At 69.9% G+C, this 14,343-nt stretch carries 16 protein-coding genes; 6 read left to right on the top strand and 10 right to left on the bottom strand.

Annotated elements, in window-relative coordinates; translation table 11 throughout:
- Positions 1 to 67: 67 nt before the first annotated feature.
- The 5 genes from FFT21_RS27305 to FFT21_RS27280 form a co-directional block, all read right to left on the bottom strand.
- The gene (locus tag FFT21_RS27305; protein WP_137816798.1) at positions 68 to 1,183 is read right to left on the bottom strand and encodes a hypothetical protein; all 1,116 of its coding nucleotides are present in this window, start codon (positions 1,181 to 1,183) and stop codon (positions 68 to 70) included.
- Between the two features lie 59 nt (positions 1,184 to 1,242).
- Positions 1,243 to 1,524 carry a hypothetical protein gene (locus FFT21_RS27300; RefSeq protein ID WP_137816797.1) on the bottom strand — a complete coding sequence of 94 codons (282 nt, stop codon included), beginning with the start codon at positions 1,522 to 1,524 and terminating at the stop codon, positions 1,243 to 1,245.
- 27 nt (positions 1,525 to 1,551) lie between these two features.
- The gene (locus FFT21_RS27295) at positions 1,552 to 2,205 is read right to left on the bottom strand and encodes an SAV_915 family protein (RefSeq protein WP_137816796.1); all 654 of its coding nucleotides are present in this window, start codon (positions 2,203 to 2,205) and stop codon (positions 1,552 to 1,554) included.
- A gap of 633 nt (positions 2,206 to 2,838) precedes the next feature.
- Positions 2,839 to 3,588: a DUF2637 domain-containing protein gene (locus FFT21_RS27290; RefSeq protein WP_137816795.1), complete on the bottom strand. Its 750-nt coding sequence runs from the start codon at positions 3,586 to 3,588 to the stop codon at positions 2,839 to 2,841.
- A gap of 445 nt (positions 3,589 to 4,033) precedes the next feature.
- Positions 4,034 to 5,251 (bottom strand): erythromycin esterase family protein, encoded by a 1,218-nt coding sequence (locus FFT21_RS27280; protein WP_137816793.1) that lies wholly within the window; start codon positions 5,249 to 5,251, stop codon positions 4,034 to 4,036.
- Between the two features lie 113 nt (positions 5,252 to 5,364).
- Here FFT21_RS27280 and FFT21_RS27275 point away from each other — a divergent pair, with 113 nt between their 5' ends.
- The 3 genes from FFT21_RS27275 (at position 5,365) to FFT21_RS27265 (ending at position 6,947) form a co-directional block, all read left to right on the top strand.
- A complete protein-coding gene (locus FFT21_RS27275; RefSeq protein ID WP_137816792.1) occupies positions 5,365 to 6,099 on the top strand; it encodes a MerR family transcriptional regulator in 735 nt (244 codons plus the stop codon).
- 171 nt (positions 6,100 to 6,270) lie between these two features.
- Positions 6,271 to 6,513, top strand: a complete 243-nt coding sequence (locus tag FFT21_RS27270) for a type II toxin-antitoxin system VapB family antitoxin (RefSeq protein ID WP_137816791.1) — start codon at positions 6,271 to 6,273, stop codon at positions 6,511 to 6,513.
- Positions 6,510 to 6,947 (top strand): type II toxin-antitoxin system VapC family toxin, encoded by a 438-nt coding sequence (locus FFT21_RS27265; protein WP_137816790.1) that lies wholly within the window; start codon positions 6,510 to 6,512, stop codon positions 6,945 to 6,947. Before FFT21_RS27270 ends, FFT21_RS27265 begins: the two co-directional genes overlap by 4 nt.
- Positions 6,948 to 7,277: 330 nt before the next feature.
- Here FFT21_RS27265 and FFT21_RS27260 read toward each other — a convergent pair whose 3' ends face one another.
- Complete coding sequence (locus FFT21_RS27260; RefSeq protein WP_137816789.1) at positions 7,278 to 8,144, bottom strand: hypothetical protein; 867 nt, start codon at positions 8,142 to 8,144, stop codon at positions 7,278 to 7,280.
- A 53-nt stretch (positions 8,145 to 8,197) separates the two neighbouring features.
- Positions 8,198 to 8,803 (bottom strand): TetR/AcrR family transcriptional regulator, encoded by a 606-nt coding sequence (locus FFT21_RS27255; protein WP_137816788.1) that lies wholly within the window; start codon positions 8,801 to 8,803, stop codon positions 8,198 to 8,200.
- A 154-nt stretch (positions 8,804 to 8,957) separates the two neighbouring features.
- On the opposite strand from FFT21_RS27255, the gene phoU reads away from it, so the two are divergent.
- The 3 genes from phoU (at position 8,958) to bcp (ending at position 11,239) form a co-directional block, all read left to right on the top strand.
- A complete protein-coding gene (gene phoU, locus FFT21_RS27250; RefSeq protein ID WP_137816787.1) occupies positions 8,958 to 9,638 on the top strand; it encodes a phosphate signaling complex protein PhoU in 681 nt (226 codons plus the stop codon).
- A 514-nt stretch (positions 9,639 to 10,152) separates the two neighbouring features.
- The gene (locus FFT21_RS27245) at positions 10,153 to 10,683 is read left to right on the top strand and encodes a hypothetical protein (RefSeq protein WP_137816786.1); all 531 of its coding nucleotides are present in this window, start codon (positions 10,153 to 10,155) and stop codon (positions 10,681 to 10,683) included.
- 82 nt (positions 10,684 to 10,765) lie between these two features.
- The gene (gene bcp / locus FFT21_RS27240; RefSeq protein ID WP_137816785.1) at positions 10,766 to 11,239 is read left to right on the top strand and encodes a thioredoxin-dependent thiol peroxidase; all 474 of its coding nucleotides are present in this window, start codon (positions 10,766 to 10,768) and stop codon (positions 11,237 to 11,239) included.
- A 68-nt stretch (positions 11,240 to 11,307) separates the two neighbouring features.
- On the opposite strand, the gene rdgB is transcribed toward bcp, so the two are convergent.
- From rdgB to FFT21_RS27225, 3 genes are all read right to left on the bottom strand, one after another.
- The gene (rdgB, locus tag FFT21_RS27235; RefSeq protein ID WP_137816784.1) at positions 11,308 to 11,916 is read right to left on the bottom strand and encodes an RdgB/HAM1 family non-canonical purine NTP pyrophosphatase; all 609 of its coding nucleotides are present in this window, start codon (positions 11,914 to 11,916) and stop codon (positions 11,308 to 11,310) included.
- On the bottom strand, positions 11,913 to 12,704 hold the full coding sequence (gene rph / locus FFT21_RS27230) for a ribonuclease PH (RefSeq protein ID WP_137816783.1): 792 nt from the start codon (positions 12,702 to 12,704) through the stop codon (positions 11,913 to 11,915). Before rph ends, rdgB begins: the two co-directional genes overlap by 4 nt.
- 78 nt (positions 12,705 to 12,782) lie before the next feature.
- Complete coding sequence (locus tag FFT21_RS27225; RefSeq protein WP_137816782.1) at positions 12,783 to 13,559, bottom strand: MBL fold metallo-hydrolase; 777 nt, start codon at positions 13,557 to 13,559, stop codon at positions 12,783 to 12,785.
- Positions 13,560 to 14,343: the final 784 nt, after the last annotated feature.

Below are 14,343 nucleotides of genomic sequence, written 5' to 3'. Positions count from 1 at the left end.
CAAACCCCGCGACCACCCAGTAGCCTGCACCTCGAAAGTGCTCCTCACCTTGGTTGCGATACGGACGTCAGACACCCGCATCCTCCCAGGTCAGGAGCACTTTCTGCGTTCCGGCACGCCGCACCACAACCAACCCACATGAAAAGTCAGGGCTACCGACGGACTTCTCGCCGTTGGCGACATCAAAACCTTCGCTGAGGATCGTCAAGGCGCTGCCTGCATACGGCATCCCTTTCAGGTATGGCTTGGCGTACTTCAGATACATTGAACTGTCTGTAATTAACGTGCTGGGGTTCTTGGCGATGGCCTTGCGGACATCCTCCGGTATAGCTTTGATCCACTGCTCCAGTTGGCCCGCCTTCGCGGAATTGATCTGGGCGAGTTGGTCGGATTCTTTGCCGAGGCGTTCGAGGAGTTGAACCTCTTGGGGTGTGAGGATGGCTACATTGCCCGTGGCGAACTTCTGATAGGTCTGAGCGGCGTTGGAGAACTCATCCGACTTGTTGAGCAACTCCGTGGCCTGCTCGTGGGTGCCCTTGACCGCGTCCAAGACGCGGGAGGCGACGGTGGTGCCGATCTCCTTGAGGGCGGAAGCCCCTTCGCCGGATTCCTTCATCGCCCGTTCCAGCGCCGCGTGCGCATCCGTCTCGGCCTTGCGGGCGTCCTCCACGACGTGCTTGGCGTCATTGAACACGCGGACCCTGGCGTTGTACTCGTCCACCGCCCGCTGGTGCGCCTGCGCCTCGGCCGACTGCTGGTTCATCGTCACCTGAGCACCCGCCGGGTCGGACTGGGTGCAGATCGACGTCCCCAACGGCGGCGGCCCCGGCGGCTTCGGCGGCAGGATGACCGTGCCGCTGACCTCGAGACCGCCGCCCTGGGCCACCTCGCGGGCATGTGCCATCTGCGAGGCCACCCGGTCCAGCGCGTAGGAGAACTCCTCCAGCGCCCGACCGGTTGCCAGCGCCTTGTCGTGCAGGCGGTCCAGGTCGCCGTCCATCCCACTGACGGAGCCCCGGAAGGCGTTGCCCGCCGGGCCCTCCCAGGCCGCGTCGGATTCGGCACGGGCGGCGTGCACCGCGTCGGCGGCGGTGCGCGCACCCTGCGCGAACGTGCGCAGCCAGTCGGCGGTTTCCTGGCATGTGCCGGGGCTTCCCTTGACGTCGGTCTCCAACGCCGGCATGTCTTTCCTCTTCCCCCCTCGATCTTCGAATAACCCGGCCGGGTCGTGTCCCCGCCGCCCTACTTCGGGCCCAGCACCCCGGTGTTGGTGTTCTCCACGGTGTCGTAGCTGCCCTGCGAGGCGTGGACCTTGCCCGCGACGTCATCCATCCGCGCCACAGCGGTCGCCCCCGCCCGCACCAGGGCCTTGAGCGCCTCGCCCACAACCGCCGAGGACGTGCCCGCGTCCGGCGACGGCGGCGCGGAACGGGCCGTGTCCGCCAACGCCTTGGCACCATCGCGCAGCTTGCCCGCAATGTCGGTCAATCGCGCTGGGTCGTAGCTGTAGCCTCCGCCGACCACGATGTCTCCTCTCCCGGTACGTGTGCCCTACCGCTGGCCCGCCGGCCCCTTGTGCCGGGTCTCCTCGGCCAGGACGGCGTTGATCAGTACCGTCTGTGCGCCGGACTCCGCTGCCACGCGCTCGATCTCCTCGGCCGGCAGCGCCACCCACGGCTGGTGCGGCCCACACCCCGCGTGGAGCTGTTGCGCCGAGGGATAGGCCAGCAGCGCCAGCCGCCCGTCCGGTGCCCGGTGTAACTCCACCGCCACGTCCGCATCACCGGGCCGGTACGGACGCGACGGGATGTACACCACCCCCGGCTCGCCGGTGTCGAAGCGGATCTCGTCCAGGTCGGGAACATCGACGACGGCGTCCAGCTCCGGGTGGCGCAGATCCGGCGGCAAGGCCAGGTCGAAAGCGATCACCTGGAAGCCCACCCGGCGGCGGATCTCCGGCAGCTCGGCGGAGCGCACCTTGATCCAGGACTGGCCTGTGCCGCACGCCTGGCCTAGCGCCGCCAGTGACGAGTAGGCCATTAATGCGAGCTGGCCGGACGTGGTCGCGCGCAGCTCCACCATCAGCTCTGCGTCGCCGAGCAGGGGTGATCGTGCCAACACGTACACCTGGTCCGGCAGGCGGTCCCACTCATCGACGTCCAGTACCGCCGGCACCTGCCGACGGCTCGCCGTGCCCCCCCGCACGCATGGTCGTCTCCCTCGTTCCTTGCCGTGGTGGTCTCGGCGCTCACCGTATCGCCGACGATCACGTCCGTGACGGGTTCGAGCAAATACGTCCCCACGGCGTTCCGTATCAGCGTGATGTTCACGCTGATGGAGCAATCCCCGGGGCGACGGGTCGGTGGCGGACCTGAACACCGTCGCCTCGACCCCCAACGGTCTGGAGACGGACAGACCCCCACCGCCGCAACGAACGCGGCAAGGGCGGGCACGCACCGTGCTAGGGCGGCGAGCGTCCTGACGAAAAGGCTCTTCGTGCGCGTCGGCCAGTCCTGAGCCGGGCGGATCCGCCAAAGCGAGATCGGCGATCCGCGTCCCACAGGCCCGCTCGAGGGGGGCTGGCGTCCTGCGTGCCAGCACGCTCGCTTGCATCGTGTCGTGGCTGTCTCTCAACCCAAGGGGGCCACCCCGCGAATGCGTCATGGCCTGATCCCGCGAGACTGCGGCCAACCCTCCAGCCCTGCACGGCTGGCCGGCAGCACCTTCCCGATGCGATCCGGCCGCTGTTCGGTCTCCGGATCTATATACCGCGACTGGAGATCCGGTTGCTCGGCAAGCGCGGCGGACGGGGCGCTGCCGTCAGCATCTGGCAGCTCATTACGCGTCGGCTACGAGCCGGCCGTTGTTTGGGGCCATCGACCACGACGGAGCGCCCGTGCGCTTGGTGGGTATCCGCCCGGCCTTCTCCCAGCGCCGCAGGACCCGCCGGCCGTAGTTGTTGGTGGTGAAGACACGGTCCAGCTCGGCGCCGGTCGGCCGGCGTCCCTTGGCGCGCTCGGTCTGGTAGTACGCCCACATCTTCTGCTCGGCGGTCGGCTCCGCGGGCGGACGGGAGTTCTCCGAGACCACCGCGAGACAGGCCACCGGCACTGTCTCGTTGCCCGTCTCGCCGGTCTCGGTCGTCTCGTTTCCAGTCTCGCTGGCGGTCTCGGCGCGGTGCCGCTTTAGGGCGCGGTTGAGCAACTCGACGGCCAGCAGTAGCGCCAGCGGTGGACACGCCGCGACCGCGACGGCGAACACGCTCAGCTCGGGCGCGGCGGCGATATTGGCGCACAGCGACAGCGACACCCCGAACAGGAAGGCAAGCCATGCCTTCCACTGGCCGCCACCACGGCGGCCGTGTCCGTTCTTCCACAACTCGACAGTCGCCATCGTCAGCAGCCCGTCCACCACCAGGGGCCAGATCGTCGCGGTGGTGGCATCCGCGCCGAACCGCAGGGCAAACTCCCGCCCGTGCCGGTAGGAGGCGTACGCCGCGCCGAGCGCGACCAGCGCGGTACAGGTGCACTGCACCCACAGCGCTCGATCCCGCCGCGGTGGCTGGGCGTTCGGGTCGACGGTCGTCATCGGCGACCACCGCCCACGCGACGGCTGATAGTGGGAGCGGCCTCGACGCAGCGGCCGACGCAGGCGAACACTTGCGAACCAGTCACCGACCGGCCGACCGGCACGGACGCGGAACCGGGAGAGCGAAGGTAGTCGAGCCCGCAGATCACACAGACGAGCCCATCGGTCTGAGCGGCGCTCAACCCGGTGATGAGTTCCTCTGGGTTCACTGCGCACCGTCACCCGAGCCCACGCGACGTGTGCCCACAGGCTTGATCGGGATCTCCGGCCCCTCCACGATGAGGGTGTTCGGGTTGTGGAGCGTTAGGCCCACAATGTTTCACAATCCGAGCCCGCTGGGTTTGGGACAGGCGTCAGCCATACGTGTCGTCAACGTCCTGGGCCGGTAGAGGATCATCGCCTGCCAGCTCGCGCGGGGCCTGCGCCTGGTCGGCCGAATGTGCCGCTACCAGTACTGATGCCGCTTCCCGTCGGTGTCGGCGACGAAGATGACTGCGTCGGCGCCGTCCAGGTCCGCCGGGTTGAGCGGGATGTGGCCGGGCACGATCGGTTCGCCCGTGCCGATCGACGGGGTAAGCGCGGCGCGCAGGGCCTGTGCCGGGAACAGGGCGCGGCGGGTGGTCGCCGCGGCCAACACGCCCTGAAGGGTGTCCGGGTCGCTGTGTGGGTTGGCGTCCGTTGCCACGAACACGTAGCGCTCGCCGAGGGTGAGCGCGACGAGCGCGCCAGCGCTCCCCCAGCTCACCTCGTCCTCGCCGACCGGCATGCGGGACTGCGCAGGCTGGAGGTGCGCGTTGTGCGCGAACACCAGGCTCGGCCCGTGTCGCTGCTCCTGGGCAACGATCGCGAGCAGGTTCTCGGCCATCATCTCGGCGCGCAGGCTGAGCAGGGTCGCGATGCGATCGGGCGCGGGACTTGCCATGGCCGCGTGAAAGCGCAGCAGACCCTGGGCGGTGCGCGCGTGCGCGAGGGCGTGGTCGTAGCCGGTCGGGTCGGCGGGGCGCAGGCCGGGTGCCGCGCGGCGCAGCGCGCTGGCGAGGTCGTCGGCGACGATACGCAGGGCGCGAGCGCGGTCGGAGTCGCCGATGGACGCCGCCGGGTCGAACATGGCCGCCGGGTTCGTCCAGTCCGCGTCCTCGCCGAGCAGCGCGTCGAGGTCGCGGGCTGACTCGGGGCACAGCGCGGCGGGCAGGTAGTCGTTGACCGAGGACAGGAAGCGTCGCGGGCTCGGCACACCGGAGTACTCCACCGGCGCGTCGAAGCCGTAGCAGCGAACCCGGTCCTGGGGCGTGCGGCTGGCGTTGTGCGCGCGGAGCCATTCGACGAGTTCGCGGTTGCCCGGCACGGCGCCGAACCGGTGGCTGAAGCCGGTCGCGAGCACCGTGTCGACATCCGCCGTCCCCCCGGCCACGTAGTCGTCGACAACGGACGCGGCGAAGACATCGGTCTCCAGCACGATCGACCGGTACCCCCGTTCGACGAGGTGGCCGAGGATTTCGTTGCGCAGCAACGGGAACGCCTCGATCCCGTGGGTCGGTTCGCCGAGGGCGAGCAGGGCCGGCGGTTCGGTCCGCGCGGCGAGCAGCTCGTCGAGGGCACGGCCCAGGCTGGCCGGGTCGTCGAGTTGGCGGCCGATGGCACGCAATGCTGCGGCAGTGGACATGAACACCCCTTTTCGGAAGGACCTGCCCTCGACCGTATCGTTGAACATTCGAGTGAAACTTCCGCGACGTCTACCTGCGCTCATGAGATTCAAGCCTCAATCGGAGGTGCACGCTGCGACCCATCGACCTCGCCCGGGAACACGGGTTGTCCGCACAGGCGATCCGCAACTACGAGGACGCCGGCATCCTCCCGCCGACCGAGCGCAGCGAGACCGGCTACCGGCGCTACACGCCCCTGCACGCACAGGCCCTACGCGCCTTCCTCGCGCTGCGCCGCGGCCACGGGCACCAGCAGGCGATGGAGATCATGCGCGCGACCAACCAGGGCGACACCGAGTCCGCCTACCGGCTCATCGACGCCGCACACGTCGCGCTGCTCGCCGAACGCGACACCCGCACCGAGGTCGCGACATCCCTGGGTAGCCTTTCCACCACGATGCCGATCCCTGTCCAGGGCCGACCGCTGACCGTCGGCGAACTCGCCCGTCGACTCGGCGTGCACCCGGGGACGCTGCGTAGCTGGGAAACCGAAGGCATCCTGCGCCCCGAACGGAACCCGGCAACCGGTTACCGCGAATACGGACCCGACTGCGTGCGCGACGCCGAGATCGCGCGGCAGTTGCGTCGCGGCGGGTACCTGCTTCGCCAGGTCGCGCGGTTCATCGAGTCGCTGCGCGAAGCTGGCGGGGCGGACGCGTTGAGCGCCTTCCTCGGCTCCTGGCAGGACCGGCTGGCCACGCGCAGCCGCAACCTGCTCGCCGGCGCGGCCCAACTCGACGCTTATCTCACGCTGCTCGATCAGACGTGTGTCGGCGAGTCGTGGAGATCGCGGCCCACGGTTGGCTGACCGAGGTGCCGCCCCGGCGTTGTTCGCTGGCCAGACCGCTGGCCCGGCCGGCGCCTGGAGAGTCGTTGAGTGCACGGCATAGCTGTGCATGTGACTTGCCCCTGGTCGCAGCGCTCATCGCGGATAAGCCGCGGGATATGGCTGTATGGCTCGACTGGTACAGTCAGCCATATGAAGACCACGGTGAACCTGCCGGACGAGCTGCTGCGGGAGGCGCAGGAGCTCGCACGCCGTGAGCACACAACGCTACGAGAACTGATCGAGACGGGCCTGCGCACCGTGGTCAGGCAGCGCACCGCCGAGTCGCACTTCGTCCTCGAGGACGCGAGCGTTGACGGCCGCGGCCTCCAGCCGGAATTCCGCGGGGCCCGGTGGGAGCAGTTCCGTGACGCGATCTACGAGCAGCCCTCGTGATCGCCGTCGACACCAACATCCTCGTGTACGCGCATCGACGTGACTCCGAGTTCCATTCCCGCGCTGTCAGCCTGGTCAAGGAACTCGCCGAGGGACGATCAGCGTGGGCGATTCCGTGGCCATGCCTGCACGAGTTCTTCGCGATCGCGACACATCCGAAGATCTACGACCCGCCGAGCAGCCGTGAGCAGGCCATCGCGCAGTTGGAGGCCTGGCTCGGCGCACCGACGCTGTCCCTGCTCGCCGAGCCGTCCGGCTACTGGGACCAACTGAAAGACCTTCTCAGCAGCGGCAAGGTGGCCGGTCCCATGGTGCATGACGCATGCATCGCGGCATTGTGCGCCGCGCACGGCGTGCGCGAGTTGTGGTCGGCCGACCGCGACTTCGGCCGGTTCGGCCCCTCCCTGCGGATCCGGAACCCGCTGGTCGGCTGAACGACGCTGGGCGGAGCGTGCCGGCGAGCAGGTAGTCCAGACGCCTCGCAGCAGCTCCTGGCGGCCGGCGTACCCGCGGGTCGGCGCGCCAGGAGTTGGCCGGCACGCGGCGGCCTCCGCACTGTGCGGTAGCTGACCGCAGACCGCTCCATCGCTGGCGAAACCCGGCTGGCCGCCACAGATGCCGGCGGTGTGAGCCATGGCTCACGACTTGATCGTTCGCCGCAGGGACCGTGCGCCGGGCGATCTACGAGCGGGGCCGCGTGGTCGCCGTCGACGCCCAACATCCTCATGACAGCCCGCGGCTGCCGGGTTCCCGGCATGCCGGCGTCAGGCCGTCGAGACGGTGATGCGGTCCGGTGGGCGGAGGCCCAGGACGCGATACAACCGGTGACCCGGCCAGCCGGGGCGGAGCAGAATCCAGGCGGCGACCACGGCGGCGACGGCACCGAGCCACCAGCCGAGGACGTGCACCAGGATGCTCGCCACGATCGCGCCACCCAGGCCCAGGCCGAAGATCGCGGCCAGGATGCCGCCGGTGAGCGCGACGGGTCCCGGCACGCGGTCACCGGCCGGGCGTCCGGAGCGCAGCCAGGACACCATCGGGACCAGTAGCGCGGGCACGATGACCACGGCCATGCCGGCGAGGGTCAGCGCCACCGGTGAGGTCAGCCAGGTACCGGCGCGGGTCAGCGCGTCCCCGGCCGTGGGCGTGGCCGGCCATGCGCCGAACACGGCTCGGCTGGCGGAGAAGAACCGCTGGTAGCCGCGCCCGTCCCAGCCGTGGACCAGGATGAAGAACATCCCGAAGTAACCCAGCACCATGTTGAGGAACGCGGTGTAGCGCCGGCCACGCAGGACCAGCCGCTCGGTGACCCAGAACCCGAGCACGCCCTGGCTGATGTTGGTCACCGCGAAGCCGGCCACCAGCCATGCGGGCAGCGCCGAGTGGTCCCTGGCCACCTGCATGGTCTCCCAGTCCGGGAATCCCCACAGCAGCCAGATGCCGCTCGGCGCGAAGAGCAGCGCCAGGTAGAGCGTGCCGGCGAGCAGGTAGGGGTTCGTCCAGAACGCACTCGCGTCCAGCCCCCTGGCGGCCGGCGTGCCCGCTGGCCGGCGCGCCTGTAGTTGGCGGGCCGCGGCGAGGGCGAAGCCGGACCCGATGCCGTACGACCAGAACACGTCCACCTGGACCATGGCTACCTCCTAGTGGAATGACATGTCATTCCGTCAGCGGGCAAAAAAGAAGATCACGATGCCAGCCCGTGAAACATCAGGGTCAGCACGGAGTCCACCCAGCGGTCCCGCTCGGCGGCGGGATCGGACACCCGGAGCATCCGCGCGGCGCCGGCCAGGATCACCCCGTTCAGTGCCAGCCCGATCACCTCCGGGTCCACCTCGGCGCGCAGGAAGCCCCTGCGCTGCCCGTTGCGGATGTAGGCGGCGGTGAACGAGCCCAGGTCGTCGAGCGCCGCGTGGAACCGCTCGGCCCGCTCCCGGTTGATCGCCGCGGCCTCGAAGAAGAACAGTCGCGCCACCACGGGTTCCGCGATGACCAGGTCGAACAGCCGGTGGGCGATGCGGGTGACCTGCGCGCGGTACTCGTCGAGGCTGGTGGCCACCTCCGGCGGCTCGTCGGCCAGCGCCTCCGCGATGCGCCGCATCGCGCGGTCCACCGCCTGCACGGCGATGTCGTGCTTGTTCTTGAAATAGCGGTAGAAGGTGCCGTGGCCGGCGCCGAGTTCCCGCGCGATGTCGGCGATGTTCGTCGCGTGGTAGCCCCGCTCGGCGATCACCCTGCTCGCGGCGGCCAGGATCTGGTCGCGCTTGAGATCCGCGGCGTCGGGCGCGGTCATGCGACTCTCCTTCCGAACCTTCGGCTCACGGAATGACGTGTCATTCTGCTCGCCCGGCGAACCGCCGTCAACCGGACGCCTGTTGCTCCGTTCGGCCGATCGCTCCTGGGCCAGGCGGCGGTTCGAACGGGCCTCGCGGGCCTACCCTGGAGTGGTGCGCGAGGCCTACCACCGGCAACTCGACGTGCTGGTCGGCGAGCTCGCGGACATGTCCGACATGGCCCGCGGGGCGATGGAGGACGCCACCACCGCGCTGCTGGATGTCGACCTGGCGCGGTCCGAGCGGGTGATCGGCGGCGACCCCCGGATCGACCGGGCCAGGACGGGCTGCGAGCACCACGCCTACGCGCTGATCGCGCTGCAGGCCCCGGTCGCCACGGAGCTGCGCACCGTGCTGACCACCGCGCTCGCCGCCGAGGACCTGGAGCGCATGGGCGACCTGGCCCGGCACGTGGCCGAACTCGTGCGGCTGCGGCATCCGGCCCCGGTGCTGCCCGAGGAGCTGCGCCCCCTGGTGACCGAGCTGCACCGGAGCGCGGTGGCCGTGGCCGAGGTCGCCGGCCAGGTGATCCGGACCGGGGACCTGGTGCTGGCCCGGTCGGCGGACACGCTGGACGACGACGTCGACGAGCGGCACCGGGAGCTGCTGCGCCGCATCGCCGGACAGGAATGGCGGCACGGGGTGCGCGCCGCGGTGGACGCCTCGCTCCTCGGGCGCTACTACGAGCGCTTCGCCGATCATGCCGTTTCGGTGTGCGCGCGGATGGTCTACGGCATCACCGGCCGGCCGCCGGGCGGCCATACGGGCGGCTCGAGAGTGACGGTCGCCGCATGAGGGTTGGGCCCATTGAGGGTGGCACAACCGACGATCGTCGTCACCCGTTCTGGGCCGTCCTATCTCACCCGTTCGCGCCTTGCCGGGAGTGCGCGACGTCCGCACATCGCCCGACACCAAGCTGTTGATCAGGCACTTTGCGGTCCAGTGCGGGTAGCCGGCGGCACACCCACCGCCCGTGTGCGTGAACGCGACGTTGCTCCAACAGAGTGGAGTCTGTCATCGGGTGTAGCAATGGGACCACCGAGCGCGATGTGGATGATGAGCGCGCAAGCCCCCCGACGCGCTCAGCCCCTCCCGACCGGCGCGAGCCGGTCGGGACGTGACTCGACAGGCCGGCGCCCCGGTGGCGGGACAGGTCCCCGCCACCGGGGTCCGATCACGGCTTGAGCACGGGGATGCACCAGGTCTGACTCGACAAGGGCTGTTCGGGCGACACGGGATCGATTCACCCCGCATCGTGGACCTGTCCACCTGCGCCGGTCGTCACCCTCGCCGGGAAGGGATCTGGGTCGTGAAGATCGTTGGGCTGGCCGCCGCGTGCCTGGCCGCCGTCGTCGCCGTGGGTTGCGGCGGTCCGGGCACGGTGTCGCAGCCGGACGGCGCGCGAGCGGGCGCCATGCGCGGCGGTCAGGTGCCCGCGACCGACGGACCGACCGCGTTCGGCGTGCAGCGCACCTGGACCAACGGCCTGGCGATCACCATCTCGCCGCCCAAGTCGCTGCAGCCGAGTGACGTGGCGTCCCCGCGGTCGCCCCGCGCGGCGGTGTTCGAGGTGGTCATCGACAACGACACCACCGACCCGTACAAGCCGTCGCAGATGGTGGTCCAGGCGACCAGCGGCGGTCAGCCGGTCCAGGAGATCAGCGACGCCGCCCAGGGGTTGGACGGAGTCAGCGGGGTGCGACCGGACATCCCGCCCGGCAAGACCGTCAAGCTGACGCTCGGGTTCGCCATGCCGGCCGAGCGGGTGCCGATCCAGTTGATCGTGCAACCCGACGCGTCCTCGCCACGGGCCGCCGCGGTCTACGTCGGGGCGGCCTGAGCGGGGCCGGCCGCGGGGTTGGTGCGACGCTGTCGGGGGTGCGCGCTAGCGTCGACGTCGTGCGATCCCGAAGGAGCAACGGATGACCGAGCAGAAGCGCCTCTCCCCCGGTGACCCCGCGCCCGCGTTCACGCTGCCGGACAGCGAGGGCAACCAGGTGTCCCTTTCGGACTTCCGCGGCCGCTCGGTCATCGTCTACTTCTACCCCGCCGCCGGCACACCGGGTTGTACCAAGCAGGCCTGCGACTTCCGGGACAACCTCGGCGAACTCGCCGACGCCGGGTTCGTGGTGCTGGGCATCTCCCCGGACACCCCGGAGAAGCTCGCGAAGTTCCGCGATGCCGAGGGCCTGACGTTCCCGCTGCTCTCCGACCGCGATCGGACGGTGATGGCGGAGTGGGGTGCCTTCGGGGAGAAGAAGAACTACGGCCGCGTCGTCACCGGCGTCATCCGGTCGACGTTCGTGGTGAGTCCGGACGGCAAGATCGACCGCGCGATGTACAACGTGCGCGCTACCGGGCACGTCGCCAAGCTGCGCGGCGAACTCGGCGTGTAGCGACCGCGTTCGCGGCCAGCCGGATGCGAGCACGCCTATGCCGTCAGGGGCGAGCGTGCGTTCGCCCGTCAGGCGGAGGCGAGCGCGCCCAGGTGCGGCACCAGCAGGCGCAGCGCCCGTGCCCGGTGGGACACCGCATCCTTCTCGGCCGGGTCCAGCTCCGCCGAGGTACGCGTCTCGCCGTACGGCACGAAGATCGGGTCGTAGCCGAACCCGTTGCGCCCCCGAGGCGCCCGGGCGAGGCTGCCGCGCCACTCACCGCGCACCACGGTCTCCGAGCCGTCCGGCCGCACCAGCGCCGCGGCGCAGACGAACGCGGCGCCCCTGCGCTCGTCCGGCACGTCGGTGAGCTGGCCGAGCACCAGCTCGAGGTTGGCCTGGTCGTCGCCGTGCCGGCCGGCCCACCGCGCGGAGAGCACACCGGGCATTCCGTGCATCGCGTCTACGACCAGTCCGGAGTCGTCGGCCACCGCGGGCAGACCGGTGGCCGACGCGGCGTCCCGTGCCTTGGCGAGCGCGTTCTCCTCGAACGTCGCCCCGGTCTCCGGAGCCTCCGGGAACGGCGGCACCTCGTCCAGCCCGATCACCTCGATACCGGGCACCCGTTCGGTCACCAGGATGCGGCGGAGTTCGTCCAGTTTCTTGGCGTTGCGGCTGGCCAGCAGGACCTTGGTCACGACTTCCCCGCCCGCGTCTTCGACCTGCCGCCCTTCGCGGGCGGCTCGGGCAGCTCACCCGGGTATGGCTGGGCCAGCGCCTCGGCCTGCAGCCGGCACAGTTCGGCGCACCCGGAGAAGGCCAGGTCCAGCATGCGGTCCAGAGTGGACCGTGCGAACGTGGCGCCCTCGCCGGTGCCCTGGATCTCGATCAGTGTGCCGACATCGGTGGCCACCACGTTCATGTCCACTTCGGCCCGGGAGTCCTCCTCGTAGGCCAGGTCGAGGCGGACCCGGCCGTCCACCACGCCGACGCTGACCGCGGACACCGCGCAGGACAGCGGCTGCGGGTCGGCCAGCCGGCCGGCGGCCCGCAGCCAGGTCACCGCGTCGGCGAGCGCGACGTAGCCGCCGGTCACCGCGGCGGTACGGGTGCCGCCGTCGGCCTGGATCACGTCGCAGTCGATCACGATGGTGTTCTCGCCCAGGGCGGCCAGGTCGATGCAGGCGCGCAGCGACCGTCCGACCAGGCGGCTGATCTCGTGGGTGCGGCCGCCGATGCGGCCCTTGACCGACTCGCGGTCGCTGCGGGTGTGGGTGGCGGAGGGCAGCATCGCGTACTCCGCGGTCACCCAGCCCAGTCCCGAGCCGGTCCGCCACTTCGGTACACCCTCGAGGACACTCGCCGCGCACAGCACCCGGGTCTGACCGAACTCCACCAGCACCGAGCCGGCCGGCCACCGCTGGACGCCTCGCGTGATCCGAACCTCGCGGAGGGCCTCGTCGTTCCTGCCATCGCTCCTTACCACGGGGGCAAGCCTAAGGGTCGGGCGGAACGCGACGTGGCCCGCCGTCACGGCGGAACAGGGTCGTTCACCGATCGCTGGTCACCCGCCGATCCGGTAGCTGGCCTGCTGCTCGGCGAGCGCCACGTCGCCGTCGAAGGCCGCCTTGGCCTCGGCCAGGACAGCGGTGCGGTCCGTCCAAGGTGGCACATGGGTCACCAGCAGCCGGCGCACCCGCGCGCGCCGCGCCAGTTCGCCGGCTTCCCGGCCGGACAGGTGCAGGTCTGGCGGCCGGTTGTCGGCGTGTGTCCAGGAGGCCTCGGCGAGCAGCAGGTCCGCACCCTCGGCCAGGGTGTCCAGTGCCGAGCAGACGCCGGAGTCGCCCGTGTATACGAGAGTCCGGCCCTGGTGCGCGATGCGGAAGCCGAAGGCCTCACAGGGATGTGCCACGTGCGCCGACGTCACCTCGAACGGGCCGATCCGAACGGTGCCGGGACGCAGGGTATGGAAGTCGAAGACGTCGCCCAGGTCGGTCTCCAGCCGTTCGTGCTCGCTCGGCGCGTACGCGGCGGCCAGCCGGGTGGGCGCCTCGGCCGGGGCGTGCACCGGCAGCCGATGCAGCCGGGGATCGTGCGGCGGCTCGGGGTGGTAGCGACGGAGCACGGTGAGCGCGCTGACGTCGGCGCAGTGGTCGGGGTGGAGGTGAGAGAGCAGCAATGCGCCGACGTCGAAGGGATCACGGATAACTTGCAGAGCGGCCAGCACGCCGTTACCGAAATCGACGACGAGCGCGAACCCGTCAGCCTCGACGAGGTAGCCGGAGGACGGTGCGTTCGGTCCGGGCAGGCTGCCGGAACAGCCGAGGATCGTGAGCTGCACGCCGACGAGCGTGGCACTTTCCCCGCCGTATCGCAGCAACCACCATCACGTACGCGGTTGTGGTGTTCACGTTCCGGCTGTGGTACCGCGACGTTGCGGCACGTGGTCGACAATGGTGAACCCGTCGGGTGACCGCCTGATTCCCGACCGTTAACAGCGGACCGTTCCTTCTCCCGTGTTCCGGCCGGTCCACGCGGCGGTGTTGGGCGAGCTGCGGGTGACCCACCGGCCCAAGGGCGGCCGCTACACGGCGCCAGGTGGTGTGGTGGAAGCCCGCGGAGTCATCCGGCCGTGTTGTCCTTTCCGGCCGCGACGTGATCGGGCACCGCCGGCAGGACGGTGCGGCGTGAAAGTCCCTCCGTATCGAGCATGGTGCGCCCCGGGAAAGACCACCGAAGTGGGCCGCCACACCAGCACACCGGTTGACAGGGCAGATTCCTGGGAATGCCGACAAACTTGTTGTCAAAACAATTTACAGAGGACTCGTCCTGTCGAGACGGAGAGCCTCCAACGTTGCGCCAATCGGGTAGCTTGATTCCAGGAGTTCGCACACAATGTGGGCCAGCTCGACCCGGAACGGAGCATTGCCACTTACCAGCCAGCCTGGCTGAATCGTCACCGTCACATCACCGGACGATGTGGCCAGCGCGCGGTTACCACAGAGCGTTATTCAGGCCGGCTTGATCACCTCAAAGTAGGGCAACGACCCCGATCAGGTAAGATCGTTTTCCTACCACAGAACACGACTTACAGGCGGGGCCGTTGCGTTACCAGTCTACTACAG

Source organism: Gandjariella thermophila (assembly GCF_005405885.1).
Classification (GTDB): domain Bacteria; phylum Actinomycetota; class Actinomycetes; order Mycobacteriales; family Pseudonocardiaceae; genus Gandjariella; species Gandjariella thermophila.
This window is presented reverse-complemented; position numbering and strand designations above follow the sequence as displayed.

What these genes read in the sequence shown, in the direction of transcription:
- bcp (WP_137816785.1), top strand. Translation starts at nt 10,766, where the DNA reads ATGACCGAGCAGAAGCGCCTCTCCCCCGGTGACCCCGCGCCCGCGTTC.
- FFT21_RS27290 (WP_137816795.1), bottom strand. Translation starts at nt 3,588, where the DNA reads ATGACGACCGTCGACCCGAACGCCCAGCCACCGCGGCGGGATCGAGCG.
- FFT21_RS27305 (WP_137816798.1), bottom strand. Translation starts at nt 1,183, where the DNA reads ATGCCGGCGTTGGAGACCGACGTCAAGGGAAGCCCCGGCACATGCCAG.
- FFT21_RS27280 (WP_137816793.1), bottom strand. Translation starts at nt 5,251, where the DNA reads ATGTCCACTGCCGCAGCATTGCGTGCCATCGGCCGCCAACTCGACGAC.
- FFT21_RS27260 (WP_137816789.1), bottom strand. Translation starts at nt 8,144, where the DNA reads ATGGTCCAGGTGGACGTGTTCTGGTCGTACGGCATCGGGTCCGGCTTC.
- FFT21_RS27255 (WP_137816788.1), bottom strand. Translation starts at nt 8,803, where the DNA reads ATGACCGCGCCCGACGCCGCGGATCTCAAGCGCGACCAGATCCTGGCC.
- FFT21_RS27270 (WP_137816791.1), top strand. Translation starts at nt 6,271, where the DNA reads ATGAAGACCACGGTGAACCTGCCGGACGAGCTGCTGCGGGAGGCGCAG.